This window comes from Nocardioides sp. (assembly GCF_004803405.1).
Lineage (GTDB): Bacteria > Actinomycetota > Actinomycetes > Propionibacteriales > Nocardioidaceae > Nocardioides > Nocardioides vastitatis.
In genome coordinates this window covers 1-12,722 of sequence record NZ_SSXI01000242.1, presented here as the reverse complement: position 1 = coordinate 12,722, position 12,722 = coordinate 1, and the positions used below count along the sequence as shown (strand labels likewise).

Here is a 12,722-nt window from a genome sequence, read left to right as displayed (position 1 = left end):
CATGAAGAGGAAGCCCCTGATGGCCACGGTGACCGGAACGGCGGGCCTGATCGCCTCGGGCCTCACGGTGAGCCTGCTCGCGTGGCCGGCCGAGCCCGGCCAGCAGCAGCTGGCCCTGAAGCGTGAGGAGGACACGCCGGACATCGCCCTGGTGTCCGACGACGACGATGATGACGATGACACGACCGGCGTCTCCCGCTCGGGCAACAGCGGAGACGCCAGCCGCACCGGTGCCGGCAGCGGCCGCGACGACAGCCGGTCGGGCCGCGCCGTGCGGGACTGGACCCACGACGGTGCCGGGCCCCTGAAGCGGGACTGGTCGGCCGACCGCACCAACGACCGCTCCCGGAACAACTCCTGCACCGGGAACAGCGGCGACCGGTCCCGCAGCGGCGCGCGCAGCGGCCGCGACGACAGCCGGTCGGGCCGCGCCGTGCGGGACTGGACCCACGACGGTGCCGGACCGCTGAAGCGGGACTGGTCGGCCAACCGCACCAACGACCGCTCCCGGAACAACAGCCGCCGAGGGTGAGCCGAGTCATGGAGCTGTCGTCCTGGGACTTCGCCGAGGGTGACGCGATCACCCCCGAGCTGACCGCGATGCGGCTGCTCGGGGGTGGGTCGGCCTACGAGGCCTACCTCGCGTTCGACGAGATCACCTACGGTCCCGTCGTCGTCAAGGTCGTGCGACCCGACGAGGTCGACGACCAGCACACCGTGCGGAGCATGGTGCGTGAGGCGACCGCGCTCGACGTCGCGCACCACCCGGTGGTGATTCGCGGGCTCCGCCACGACGCCGCCGCCGAGCGCCCGCACCTGGTGCTCGAGCACGTCGAGGGCCCGAGCCTGGCGCGGCTGATCCGCAAGCATCGCCGGCTGTCACCCCAGCAGTACCTGCCGCTGGCGGTCGACGTCGCCTCCGCGCTGCACTTCTTCCGGCACGCGGACGTGTGCCACCTCGACATCAAGCCGAGCAACGTCGTGATGGGTGCCCCGGCGCGCCTGATCGACCTGTCGGTCGCCCGGTCCGCCGACCGTGCCGCAGAGATCACCGGCCACATCGGCACCGACGCCTACATGGCGCCGGAGCAGGCTGCGCCCGGCCCGTACGGCGTGCCGGGGTACGCCAGCGACGTCTGGGGACTGGGGACCACCCTGTTCCACGCCGTCGCGGGATACCGGCCGTTCTCGCAGGGCGTGCCGGATGCCGAGGAGCCTGCCGCCCGTTTTCCGCAGCTGCTCGAGCCACCGGTGGAGCTCCCTCAGGACGTGCCGGCGGCGGTCGCCAAGGCGATCCACGCGATGCTGGAGCCGGACCCTGGAGACCGCCCGCTGCCGCACGAGGTCGCCGAGGCGCTGGAGCCGGAGCTGGCGGCGTTGCCCAAGCCGCAGCTGAACTGGAGGTCGCGTGCCTGACCGCGGATGGGCTACCGGTCGAACCGGTAGCCCATCCCTCGCACAGTGCTGATCGCCGCGGCGCCCAGCTTCTTTCGCAGGTAGCCGACGTAGACGTCGACGACGTTGGAGCCGGGGTCGAAGTCGAGACCCCAGACATGGTCGAGCAGCTGCTCCCGTGACAGCACCTGGCCGGCGTTGCGGAGGAAGATCTCCGCGAGCGCGAACTCGCGCGCCGAGAGCTCGACCTCCCCCTCCGCGAGGGTGGCACGGCGGGTGCGGAGGTCGAGGCGGACGCCGCCGGCCTCGAGGGCGTCGAGGGTGCCGATGGCGCCGTCGCCGGCGCTGCCGGCGGTCGCGTGGCGCAGTCGCAGGCGGACCCGCGCGTTGAGCTCGGCGAACCGGAAGGGCTTCGGCATGTAGTCGTCGGCGCCGCTCTCGAGCGCGGTCACGGTGTCCTTGACCGAGTCGCGGGCGGTCAGCACGATCACCGGCACCCTCGAGCCTTGTGCGCGCAGCTGGTCGAGCACCTCGAAGCCATCCAGGCCGGGCAGCCCGATGTCGAGCACGACGAGGTCGAACTCGCCCGACAGTGCATGATCGAGCCCGGTCGCGCCGTCCGCTGCGACGGTCGCCTGGTGTCCTTCGGCCCGCAGGCCCTTGGCGACGAAGGAGGCGATCCGCTCCTCGTCCTCCACGATCAGGATGCGGGCCATCGGACCTCCTGGGTGCTGGCAGTGGCGGCCGCGGGTCGCACCGCGGGCAGGTCCATTACGAACCGTGCTCCGCGTTCGGTATACGGGTCGAGGTACGCCGTACCTCCGTGGGCGTGGGCGATCGCCGTGACGATCGACAGGCCCAGGCCGAACCCGTCGTCCCCCTGGGGTACGACGGCACGGCCGAAGCGCTGGAAGATCCGCACCCGGTCCTCCGGAGCGACGCCCGGACCGTCGTCGTGCACCCAGCAGCGGAGGGTCGCGCCGACGGCGGTCGCCCCGATCGCGACCCGGCCGCCGGGGCGGGTGTGCTTCACGGCGTTGTCCGCGAGGGCGAGGAGGGCCTGGGTGATCCGCTGGCCGTCGACGACGAGCTCCGCGGGCAGGCCGTTCGGAGCGAGCTCGAGAACCCACTCCCGGTCGCCGAGAGCTCGGGCCTTGGTGACGACCGCGGTGACCAGGGCAGCGGGGTCGCTGGGCTCGAGGGCCAGGAAGTCGGGCCGATCGCTCTTGGCGAGCAGGATGAGGTCGCCGACCAACCGCGACATCCGGTCCAGCTCGTCGAGCAGCAACGGGCGGGTCTCGGCGACCTCCGCCGGATCGGTGAGGTCGAGCAGCTCGAGGTGGCCGCGCAGAACGGTCAGCGGCGTGCGCAGCTCGTGCCCCGCGTCGTCCAGGAACTGTCGCTGCCCGGCGAACGAGGCCTCCAGCCGGGCCAGCATGCCGTTGACGGTCCGGGTCAGCGCGGTGATGTCGTCGTTGCCCGACGCGGGGATCCGTCGCGACAGATCGGTGCCGCCGATCTCCTCGGCGGTCTCCCGCAGCACGCGGAGCGGACGCAACAGGCGACTCGACTGCCAGGCCGCGGCACCGACCACGATGAAGAGCGACAGCAGCGCGACGATCGCGTAGGTCCGCATCGTGTCGTTGAGCTCGGCACGGTCCTCGTCGAGGTAGGCCACCACGAGCAGCGCGCCCGTCTGATCGCCCTGGGTGACCGGCTGGCTGGTGATCCGCACCTCGCCGCGCTCGGTCTCGATCCGGGTCGAGCCGCCGGCGGTGACGAGCGGCCGGGCGGCCGCCTGGAAGGCGGCGTTCTGCGGGAGGTCGTCTTGGTGGGGCTGCGGGAACTGGTAGCGGGGCTGGTCGTCGTACCAGGCGACGAGCAGCTCGTCGTCGTCGGGCACGTTCCGCTCGAGGAACCGCCTGAGCAGCGATTCGACGTCGAACGGCCGACCGGTCGTCGGATCCACGCCCTCCCGCTGTAGGGCGAGGAACTCGTTGAGCTCCTGCTCCACCTCGCGCTGGACCGACTGCTCGATCCGTCCGAGCTCCACGACGTGGACGATGAGGCCTGCTCCGGCGAGGGCGGCGGTGACGAGTACGGCCACGGTCAGCGTGATGCGCAGACGGACGGAGAGGCTCGGGAGGCGCCGCCGGCGATCAGTCGTCGTCGCCTCCGTCGTCACCGTCGTCGCCCCTGTCGTCCTCGTCATCGCCATCGTCGGCGCCACTGTCGGCTACGGCGCCGTCGTCGCGCGGGACCGGTTGCGGCTGCGGCCTCGGCGCGGCGTCGTCATTCTCGCCCACGTCGTCGCTGTCGTCGCGGTCCTCCCGATGGCCCTGATCGTCCTGGTCGTCCTGGTCGTCCCGGTCGTCCCGGTCGTCCCGGTCGTCCCGGCCATCCCGGCCGTCGCGGTCGTCGCGGCCGTCGCGGTCGTCGTCCGGGCCAGGGCTGGGTGACGGGGAGCGGGGGGAGTCGGGGATGGAGGTCGACGGGTCGTCGAGCTGCACGACAGGACGCGGCGGCGGCTCGTCGTTCGCTGCGCTGACCAGCGACCCCGCGACGAATCCACCGAGGGGGAGTGCGACCGCGAGGGTGAGCAGGACCTTCGCGAGCGGGCTCATGACCCGGAGATTGTCGCGCCGACGTGGGAGGCGGGTGAGACCACCATGAGAGATCTCTCATCGCGCTGTACGGCTGCCACTCGTCGCACCGGACCGGCCACTCGTCGTACCTCCTCCTGCGGAGGGTTCGGCCGCGTCGCCGACGCTCCTAGAGTGGCCGTGGTCACATCTCAACGTCCGAGGAGGAGCCCGTGTTCGTCCCGTTCAGCGTCAACGACTTCCTGGACCGCGCTGTGCAGGTGTACGGCGACCGGGTCGGGGTGGTGGACGAGCCGGTCCAGCCCGCCGAGAGTCAGGGCGAGCTGACGTACGCGCAGGTCGGGGCCCTCGCCCGGTGCCAGGCGGCGAAGCTCGACGAGCTGGGGATCGGCGTCGGGGAGCGAGTCGCCGTCGTCAGCCACAACAGCGCGCGGCTGCTCACCAGCTTCTTCGGCGTGAGCGGGTGGGGCCGCGTGCTCGTGCCGGTGAACTTCCGACTGCGACCGGACGAGGTGCAGTACATCGTCGACCACTCCGGCGCCCGCGTCCTCTACGTCGACCCGGAGCTGGAGGAGTCCCTGAGGGGCGTCACCTGCGAGCAGAAGCTGCTGCTGGGCGACGACGACGCGCTCTACGCCCCGCCCGGGTCGGAGCCGAAGGCGTGGGAGCCCGACGAGTCGGCGACCGCGACGATCAACTACACCTCCGGCACCACCGCGCGGCCCAAGGGCGTGCAGATCACCCACCGCAACATCTGGGTGAACGCGCTCACCTTCGGTTTGCACGCCCAGATCGGCGACCGTGACGTCTACCTGCACACGCTGCCGCAGTTCCATGCCAACGGCTGGGGCATGCCGTTCGCCATGACCGGCGTCGGTGCGCAGCACATCATCCTGCGCAAGGTCGACGGCGCCGAGATCCTGCGCCGGGTCCGCGACCACGGGGTGACCGTGATGTGCGCCGCTCCGGCCGTGGCCGCTGCGGTGCTGGACGCAGCCCAGGACTGGGAGGGCGAGATACCCGGCCGGGATCGGGTGCGGATCATCATGGCCGGCGCCCCGCCGCCGACCAAGACCGTGGTGCGCGTGCAGGAGGAGCTGGGGTGGGAGTTCATCCAGATCTACGGCCTCACCGAGACCTCGCCGCTGCTCACCATCAACCGCACGCGCGCCGAGTGGGACCAGCTCCCGGTCGAGGAGCGCGCGGCGAAGCTGACTAGGGCCGGCGCACCGGCGCTCGGTGTCCGGCTCAGGATCGACCAGTCGGAGGAGGGGGCCGGCGAGGTGCTGGCGCGGTCCAACGTCGTGCTCGAGGGCTACTGGGAGCAGGAGGAGGAGTCTGAGAAGGCGCTGGCCGGCGGCTGGTTCCACACCGGCGACGGCGGCTACCTGACCGACGACGGCTACCTCACGATCGCGGACCGCAAGAAGGACGTGATCATCACCGGCGGCGAGAACGTCTCCTCGATCGAGGTCGAGGACGCGCTGTTCTCGCACCCGGACGTGGCCGAGGTGTGTGTCATCGGAGTGCCGAGCGAGAGGTGGGGCGAGACCATCAAGGCGCTCGTCGTAGCCGCTCCGGGTGCGGAGCCCGGTCCGGACCTGGAGGCCGAGCTGATCCGGTGGTGCAAGGACCGCCTGGCCGGCTACAAGGCACCCACGTCGGTGGAGTTCCGCACCGAACTCGCACGGACCGCGACCGGCAAGCTCCAGAAGTTCAAGCTGCGCGCGCCCTACTGGGAGGGCTACAACCGCCAGGTGAACTGATCGGCCGGCACCAGCGTGGCCGCCCAGCCGGCGGCCTGCCAGTCATCGACGGTGTGGCGCGCCCATTCGGCGGCGGCCTCGTCGGCGCCCGCGATCAGGTCGACCGCCGTCGCGACGGACTCAGCAGGGCTCGCCGGCGGCTCCGGGAGCTGCTGCCCGCTGATCGGGTCGCTGGTGCCGGGAACCGCGTCGACGCAGGTGACCCGGGCGAGGCCGATGCCGAGCCGGCGCTGGTGGAGCGCCAAGCTCAACGCGGCGACACCCGCCTCGCCGTACCCCACGACCGACAGTGCGTCCGGTGGGTGCACCGTCGACGTGCGGGCGTAGCGCACGGAGCGCAGCAGGTCTCGGCCGTCGGCCCAGTGCGGCACCACGACCCGGAACCCGCCACGGCCGGCGATCCGGGTCGCGAGCGCGGCCACCGCCTCCGGATCCGTGCGCACCAGGGGGTGCCAGAGGAGGAGGGTGTCGGCGTTCGGGTGTCCGTGCACCGAGACCTGGAGGCCGGGCGCCTGCTGCGTGCTCACGGGTTCACCGTAGGCTGAGCCTCCACACGCCCGTGGAGCAGGAACCCGGTGAAGAGTCCGGGGCGGTTCCGCCACTGTGAACCCGCGTCGCTCCACGGCGCGGGGAAGCCAGACACTGGCCACGGGCGACCGACCGATGAGGGGCGTGAACCCCGAGGAGGAACCGTGCGGGTTGCACTGCTGTCCACGTCCGACACCGACCTGCTGTCGGCCCGCGCGAGCGGTGCCGACTACACCTGGGCCAACCCCGGGCGCTGCGACGTCGCCGACCTGCGACGGCTGGCGGAGGAGAGCGACCTCGCTGTCGTCCGGCTGCTCGGCTCCCCGCAGCAGTACGACGCCGAGCTGGCCGCCGTCCGCGCCGCCGGCCGTCCGGTGGTGGTGCTGGGCGGCGAGCTCACGCCCAGCGCGGAGCTGATGGAGGAGTCGACCGTGCCGGTCGGCGTCGCCGCCGAGGCGCACCGGTACCTGGCCGAGGGCGGGCCACGGAACCTCGAGCAGCTGCACCGGTTCCTCTCGGACACGGTGCTGCTCACGGGCGAGGGCTTCGAGGCTCCGCAGGTGATCCCGCAGTGGGGGATCCTCGACCGGCCGGCGGCCGCGAGGCAGACCGCCGCGTCCGCAGAGGAGCCGGTGCGGGTGGGGGTGCTGTTCTACCGGGCGCACCACGCGAGCGGGAACACCGGCTTCGTGCACGCCCTCTGCGACGCGATCGACGCGACCGGTGAGGCGGTGGGGGTGCCGGTCTTCGCGGGATCGCTGCGGGCGGCGCCGGACGACCTCTATGAGTCGCTGGGCTCGCTGGACGCGCTGGTGGTCACGGTCCTCGCCGCCGGCGGCAGCGTGCCGGCCGCGGTGAGCGCCGGCGGCGACGACGAGACCTGGGACGTGGAGCGGATCGCGGCGCTCGACATCCCGGTCCTCCAAGGGCTGTGCCTGACCAGCAGCCGTGCCGAGTGGGAGGAGTCCGACGACGGCGTGAGCCCGCTCGACTCCGCCAGCCAGGTGGCGATCCCGGAGTTCGACGGGCGGATCATCACCGCGCCGTTCTCGTTCAAGGAGGTCGACCCGAGCGACCCGGCCGGCCTGCCGTCGTACGTCGCCGACGCGGAGCGCTGCGCGCGGGTCGCGGGGATCGCGGTCAACCACGCGCGGCTGCGCCGGGTGCCGAACCCGGAGAAGCGGCTGGCGCTGATGCTCTCGGCCTATCCCACCAAGCACTCACGGGTCGGCAACGCGGTCGGGCTCGACACTCCCGTGTCGACCGTGCGCCTGCTGCGGCGGCTGCGGGACGACGGCTACGACCTGGGGCAGGACAACGAGGTCGTGCGGATCCTCGAGATGGCCGACGACACCGAGGCCGGCGACGCGCTGATCCACGCCCTGATCGCGGCGGGCGGCCAGGACGAGGAGTGGTTGACCGAGGCGCAGCTCGGGGACGCCCACACCCGGATACCAGCGGCGGACTACGGCCGCTGGTTCGGTGCGCTGCCGGCGAGGCTGCGAGCCGGCATCGAGGAGGCGTGGGGGCAGGCGCCGGGCGAGCTGTTCGTGCGCGAGGAGGACGGACGCCGCGAGATCGTGCTGGCCACCCTCCGGGCCGGCAAGCTGGTGCTCCTGATCCAGCCGCCGCGCGGGTTCGGCGAGAACCCGGTCGCGATCTACCACGACCCCGACCTCGCCCCGAGCCACCACTACGTCGCGGCGTACCGCTGGCTCGGCAACCGGGTCGAGGACGGCGGCTTCGGGGCGCACGCGGTCGTGCACCTCGGCAAGCACGGCTCGATGGAGTGGCTGCCGGGCAAGAACGCCGCCCTGTCGGCGGAGTGCGCCACCGACGCCGTGCTGGGCGACCTCCCGCTGGTGTACCCGTTCCTCGTCAACGACCCCGGTGAGGGCGCGCAGGCCAAGCGGCGCGCCCACGCCACGATCGTCGACCACCTGGTGCCGCCGATGGCGCGGGCGGAGTCGTACGGCGACATCGCCCGGCTCGAGCAGCTGCTGGACGAGTACGGCAACATCGCGTCGATGGACCCGGCGAAGCTGCCGGCCATCCGTGGCGAGATCTGGAACCTGATGCGCGCGGCCGAGATGCACCGCGACCTCGGGCTCGAGGAGCGGCCGGACGACGAGGAGTTCGACGACTTCCTCCTGCACGTCGACGGCTGGCTCTGCGAGATCAAGGACGCCCAGATCCGCGACGGCCTGCACGTGCTCGGCCAGGCGCCGGAGGGCGCGGCGCGGGTCAACCTGGTGCTCGCGATCCTGCGGGCCGCGCAGGTGTGGGGCGGCCAGGCGCAGGCGGTGCCGGGACTGCGGGCGGCGCTCGGACTGCCCGTCGACGCCCCGACCACGCTGGTCGACACCGTGGAGTCCGAGGCTCGCGAGCTGGTCGAGGCCATGGAGAAGGCGGGCTGGGACCCGGTCCGCGCCACGGAGCTGCACGACGACCCGGAGGTCCAGCGGGTGCTGGCCTTCGCGGCCACCGAGGTGGCGCCCCGCCTGGCCCGCACGACCGACGAGCTGGACGCCACCCTGCACGCGCTGGAGGGCGGCTTCGTGCGCTCCGGTCCGTCGGGGTCGCCGCTGCGCGGCCTGGTCAACGTGCTGCCCACCGGCCGGAACTTCTACACCGTCGACCCGCGCGCGGTGCCGTCCCGGCTGGCCTGGCAGACCGGCCTGGCGATGGCCGACTCGCTGCTGCGCCGCTACGTCGAGGAGGAGGGCCGTTACCCGGAGTCGGTCGGCCTCTCGGTGTGGGGCACCTCGGCCATGCGCACCAGCGGCGACGACATCGCCGAGGTGCTCGCGCTGCTCGGCGTCCGTCCCGAGTGGGACGAGGCGTCGCGTCGTGTGACCGACCTTGCCGTCGTACCCCTCGAGGAGCTGGGGCGGCCGCGGGTCGACGTCACGGTGCGGATCTCCGGCTTCTTCCGCGACGCGTTCCCGCACGTGGTGGCGATGCTCGACGACGCGGTCCGGTTGGTCGCCGCGCTCGACGAGCCGGCGGACCAGAACTTCGTGCGCGCCCACGCGCAGGCCGACCTGGCCGAGCACGGCGACGAGCGGCGGGCGACCACCCGGATCTTCGGCTCCAAGCCGGGCTCCTACGGCGCGGGCATCCTGCAGGCCGTCGAGTCCGGCACGTGGCGCGACGACGCCGACCTCGCCGAGGTCTACACCGCCTGGGGCGGCTTCGCCTACGGCCGTGGGCTCGACGGGGCACCGGCGGCCGACGACATGCGGGCGAACTACCGGCGGATCAAGGTGGCGGCCAAGAACGTCGACACCCGCGAGCACGACATCGCCGACAGTGACGACTACTTCCAGTACCACGGCGGGATGGTGGCCACGGTCCGCGCGCTGACCGGCGCGGACCCGAAGGCCTACGTCGGCGACTCGACCTCGCCCGACGCCGTGCGCACCCGGACGCTGCAGGAGGAAACCAACCGGGTGTTCCGCGCCCGGGTGGTCAACCCGCGCTGGATCGGCGCGATGCAGCGGCACGGCTACAAGGGGGCGTTCGAGCTCGCGGCCACCGTCGACTACCTCTTCGGCTTCGACGCGACAGCCGGCGTGGTGCACGACTGGATGTATGAGTCGCTGGCGAAGGAGTACGTGCTCGACGAGACCAACCAGGCGTTCCTTCGCAAGTCGAACCCGTGGGCGCTGCGCAGCATCGTCGAGCGGCTGCACGAGGCGGCCGAGCGGGGCCTGTGGGCCGCGCCGGATCCGGACATCCTCGCCGGGCTGCAGCAGGCCTACCTCGAGGTGGAGGGCGACCTGGAGGCGCAGGCTGACGAGGAGCGCGGCGACCGGCGGCCGGGCGGTGCCGGTGGCTGAGGGTCGGGTCGCTGAGGGTCGGGTCGCTGAGGTGCGGGTGCTCGGTTTCGGCATGGGCCCCCAACACGTCACCCCGGAGGTCGCCGCGGCGCTGCGGGACTGTGACTACGCCGTTGCGGTCGAGAAGCGCACCGACGACCCGCTCCTCGCCGTACGACGTGCGGTGTGCGAGGCGCACGGGGTCCAGCTGGTCGTGGTGCCCGACCCGGCGCGGGACCGCGCGCCGGGGCTGTCAGCCGCCGGCTACGAGCGCGCCGTCTCCGACTGGTACGACGCCCGGCTGGCCGCGTACCGCGGTGTGCTGGCCGAGCGGGGCGGGGTCGCCGCCTTCCTCGTGTGGGGCGACCCGTCGCTATACGACGGCACGATCCGCGTGGTCGAGGAGCTGGGCGTGCCCTACGACGTACTCCCAGGGATCAGCGCGCCGCAAGTGCTGGCTGCGCGACACCGGATCGTCCTGCACGACGTCGGCGCCCCGGTGCACGTGACCACTGCCCGGCGGCTGCGGGACGACGCGGCGGCGGGCCAGGGCAACCTCGTGGTGATGCTGACCGCCGGGGTCGACCTCGGCGGGTTCGAGGACTGGCAGATCTGGTGGGGCGCCAACCTCGGCGGCGTGGGAGAGCGCCTGGTCGGAGGCCGTGTGGGCGACGTGCTGGAGGAGCTGGTCGCCGCGCGCGAGGCCGCGAAGGCCGAGGCGGGCTGGGTGATGGACCTGTTCTTGCTGAGGAGGGCCTCATGAGTCACACGACCCGGCCGGTGCTGGCACTTCTCGGGCGTTGCAACGGCCGGGAAGTGCGGGAATCACCGGTGAACCGGCGATTCCTGCAATGACCGCCCTCCTCATCGCCGGCACCACCTCCGACGCCGGCAAGACCGTCGTGGTGACCGGCCTGTGCCGAGCCTTGGCCCGGCGCGGCATCAGGGTGGCGCCGTACAAGGCGCAGAACATGTCCAACAACTCCATGGTCGTGCTCGACCAGCATGGCGCTGCGGGTGAGATCGGCCGTGCGCAGTGGGTGCAGTCGATCGCGGCCGGTGTGGAGCCCGAGGTCGCGATGAACCCCGTGCTGCTCAAGCCTGGCAGCGACCGGCGCAGCCACGTGGTGCGGCTGGGGCAGCCCGACGGGACGGTCTCGGCGAGCAACTGGGTGGACGGCCGGGCCCGGCTCGCGGCGACCGCCCACGCGGCCTTCGACGACCTCCGCGCGCGGTTCGACGTCGTGATCGCCGAGGGAGCCGGCAGCCCGGCCGAGATCAACCTGCGGGCGTCCGACTACGTGAACCTCGGGCTCGCCCGTCACGGCGAGGTGCCGACGGTGGTGGTCGGTGACATCGACCGCGGCGGCTGGTTCGCCGCGGCCTACGGCACCCTCGCGCTGCTCGAGCCGGCCGACCAGCGACTGGTCGCGGGATTCGTCGTCAACAAGTTCCGCGGCGAGGTGTCGCTCCTCGACCCGGGCCTGGCCGACCTGTGGCGCCGTACCGGCCGGCCGACGTACGGCGTCCTTCCGTGGCACCCGGACCTCTGGCTGGACTCCGAGGACGCGCTCGACATCGAGGGCCGGCGGACACCGGGTGCGCAGGCGCGCAAGGTCGCCGTGGTGCGGCTGCCGCGGATCAGCAACTTCACCGACGTCGACGCGCTGGGACTCGAGCCCGGCCTGGACGTCACGTTCGTCTCCGACCCGACGAGACTCGCCGAGGCCGACCTGGTCGTGCTGCCCGGCACCCGCTCGACGATCGCCGACCTCGCCTGGCTCCGGGCGCGCGGCCTGGACACCGCCATCGAGCGCCACGTCGCCGCCGGACGGCCGGTCCTCGGCATCTGCGGCGGCTGCCAGATGCTCGGCCGCCGGATCGAGGACCCCGCCGGGATCGAGGGACCGCAGGGCGCGACGGTCGACGGGCTCGGCCTGCTCGACCTGGTGACGACGTTCGACGAGGAGAAGGTGCTGCGCGCGCACCAGCCGGCTGGTTACGAGATCCACCACGGCCGGGTCCGCGGTGAGCTTCGCCGGGGTCCGGTCACCGCCACCATGGTGCACGGCAGCTTCGAGGACGACGCGACGCGCTCGGCCTACCTCGCCGACGCGCTCGGCGTCGTGAGTGCGGCGTCCTTCCCTGCTGCGCGGCAGCGTCGGATCGACGTGCTGGGCGACCTCGTGGAGCAGCACCTCGACGTCGACGCGCTGCTCGCCCTGGCCCGGGACGGTGTTCCGCTCATGCCGACCCTCGCTGGCGGCCTGACGTGAGGGTGCTGCTGCTCGGAGGCACGTCCGAGGCGCGTGACCTCGCTGCCGTGCTGGTCGAGCAGGGGGTCCAGGTGACGTCCTCCCTCGCCGGTCGGGTCGCACGGCCGCGGCTTCCTGTGGGCGAGGTCCGCATCGGCGGCTTCGGCGGGGTGGCGGGCCTGCGTCGCGAGCTGCAGGAGTACGACGTCGTGGTCGACGCCACCCATCCCTTCGCGCAGGGGATGACCCGCAACGCCGCGGAGGCGTGCGCGGCCGAGGGCCTGCCGCTGCTGCGGTTCGAGCGCCCGGGCTGGGCCGACCCCATCGGCGAGTGGCACTGGGTCGACGACCACG

Annotated in this window: 11 protein-coding genes and 1 riboswitch; of the genes, 7 read left to right on the top strand and 4 right to left on the bottom strand. The window is 72.7% G+C overall.

The features are described from left to right. Position 1 precedes the first annotated feature (1 nt). Entirely contained in the window at positions 2 to 532 is a 531-nt protein-coding gene (locus tag E7Z54_RS17565) for a hypothetical protein (RefSeq protein WP_136435923.1), read from the top strand. Positions 533 to 540: 8 nt separating this feature from the next. Continuing rightward, positions 541 to 1,416, top strand: coding sequence for a serine/threonine-protein kinase (locus tag E7Z54_RS17560; protein WP_136435921.1), 876 nt, complete (start codon positions 541 to 543; stop codon positions 1,414 to 1,416). Between the two features lie 11 nt (positions 1,417 to 1,427). On the opposite strand, the gene E7Z54_RS17555 is transcribed toward E7Z54_RS17560, so the two are convergent. The 3 genes from E7Z54_RS17555 to E7Z54_RS23420 are packed head-to-tail and all read right to left on the bottom strand — an operon-like array spanning position 1,428 to position 4,019. Next, entirely contained in the window at positions 1,428 to 2,111 is a 684-nt protein-coding gene (locus E7Z54_RS17555) for a response regulator transcription factor (protein ID WP_136435919.1), read from the bottom strand. After that, positions 2,096 to 3,607 (bottom strand): sensor histidine kinase, encoded by a 1,512-nt coding sequence (locus E7Z54_RS17550; RefSeq protein WP_136435917.1) that lies wholly within the window; start codon positions 3,605 to 3,607, stop codon positions 2,096 to 2,098. The genes E7Z54_RS17555 and E7Z54_RS17550 overlap by 16 nt, the downstream gene beginning before the upstream one ends. Further along, the gene (locus E7Z54_RS23420; protein ID WP_168798400.1) at positions 3,555 to 4,019 is read right to left on the bottom strand and encodes a hypothetical protein; all 465 of its coding nucleotides are present in this window, start codon (positions 4,017 to 4,019) and stop codon (positions 3,555 to 3,557) included. Before E7Z54_RS23420 ends, E7Z54_RS17550 begins: the two co-directional genes overlap by 53 nt. 191 nt (positions 4,020 to 4,210) lie before the next feature. On the opposite strand from E7Z54_RS23420, the gene E7Z54_RS17540 reads away from it, so the two are divergent. Beyond that, positions 4,211 to 5,764 (top strand): AMP-binding protein, encoded by a 1,554-nt coding sequence (locus E7Z54_RS17540; protein WP_136435915.1) that lies wholly within the window; start codon positions 4,211 to 4,213, stop codon positions 5,762 to 5,764. Here E7Z54_RS17540 and E7Z54_RS17535 read toward each other — a convergent pair. After that, entirely contained in the window at positions 5,743 to 6,291 is a 549-nt protein-coding gene (locus tag E7Z54_RS17535; RefSeq protein ID WP_136435914.1) for a hypothetical protein, read from the bottom strand. The two genes, E7Z54_RS17540 and E7Z54_RS17535, sit on opposite strands and share 22 nt — an antisense overlap. Continuing rightward, positions 6,285 to 6,429, top strand: a riboswitch (cobalamin riboswitch). It overlaps the preceding gene by 7 nt. 27 nt (positions 6,430 to 6,456) lie before the next feature. Between E7Z54_RS17535 and cobN the strand changes: the two genes are divergently transcribed. The 4 genes from cobN to E7Z54_RS17515 all read left to right on the top strand — a co-directional run. Then, complete coding sequence (gene cobN / locus E7Z54_RS17530; RefSeq protein WP_136435912.1) at positions 6,457 to 10,134, top strand: cobaltochelatase subunit CobN; 3,678 nt, start codon at positions 6,457 to 6,459, stop codon at positions 10,132 to 10,134. Positions 10,135 to 10,186: 52 nt separating this feature from the next. Beyond that, the gene (locus E7Z54_RS17525) at positions 10,187 to 10,876 is read left to right on the top strand and encodes a precorrin 6A synthase (protein ID WP_136435910.1); all 690 of its coding nucleotides are present in this window, start codon (positions 10,187 to 10,189) and stop codon (positions 10,874 to 10,876) included. An 88-nt stretch (positions 10,877 to 10,964) separates the two neighbouring features. Then, positions 10,965 to 12,389 (top strand): cobyric acid synthase, encoded by a 1,425-nt coding sequence (locus E7Z54_RS17520; protein WP_136435908.1) that lies wholly within the window; start codon positions 10,965 to 10,967, stop codon positions 12,387 to 12,389. Beyond that, positions 12,386 to 12,722, top strand: a 337-nt coding sequence (locus E7Z54_RS17515; RefSeq protein ID WP_136435906.1) for a precorrin-6A/cobalt-precorrin-6A reductase, incomplete at its 3' end; no start/stop codon positions are given. The genes E7Z54_RS17520 and E7Z54_RS17515, both read left to right, overlap by 4 nt.

Bases quoted from the DNA above. Each gene is read 5' to 3' on its own strand.
- E7Z54_RS17525 (WP_136435910.1), top strand. From the start codon at position 10,187: ATGGGCCCCCAACACGTCACCCCGGAGGTCGCCGCGGCGCTGCGGGAC.
- E7Z54_RS17565 (WP_136435923.1), top strand. From the start codon at position 2: ATGAAGAGGAAGCCCCTGATGGCCACGGTGACCGGAACGGCGGGCCTG.
- E7Z54_RS17520 (WP_136435908.1), top strand. From the start codon at position 10,965: ATGACCGCCCTCCTCATCGCCGGCACCACCTCCGACGCCGGCAAGACC.
- E7Z54_RS17550 (WP_136435917.1), bottom strand. From the start codon at position 3,607: ATGACGAGGACGACAGGGGCGACGACGGTGACGACGGAGGCGACGACG.
- E7Z54_RS17555 (WP_136435919.1), bottom strand. From the start codon at position 2,111: ATGGCCCGCATCCTGATCGTGGAGGACGAGGAGCGGATCGCCTCCTTC.
- E7Z54_RS17560 (WP_136435921.1), top strand. From the start codon at position 541: ATGGAGCTGTCGTCCTGGGACTTCGCCGAGGGTGACGCGATCACCCCC.
- E7Z54_RS23420 (WP_168798400.1), bottom strand. From the start codon at position 4,019: ATGAGCCCGCTCGCGAAGGTCCTGCTCACCCTCGCGGTCGCACTCCCC.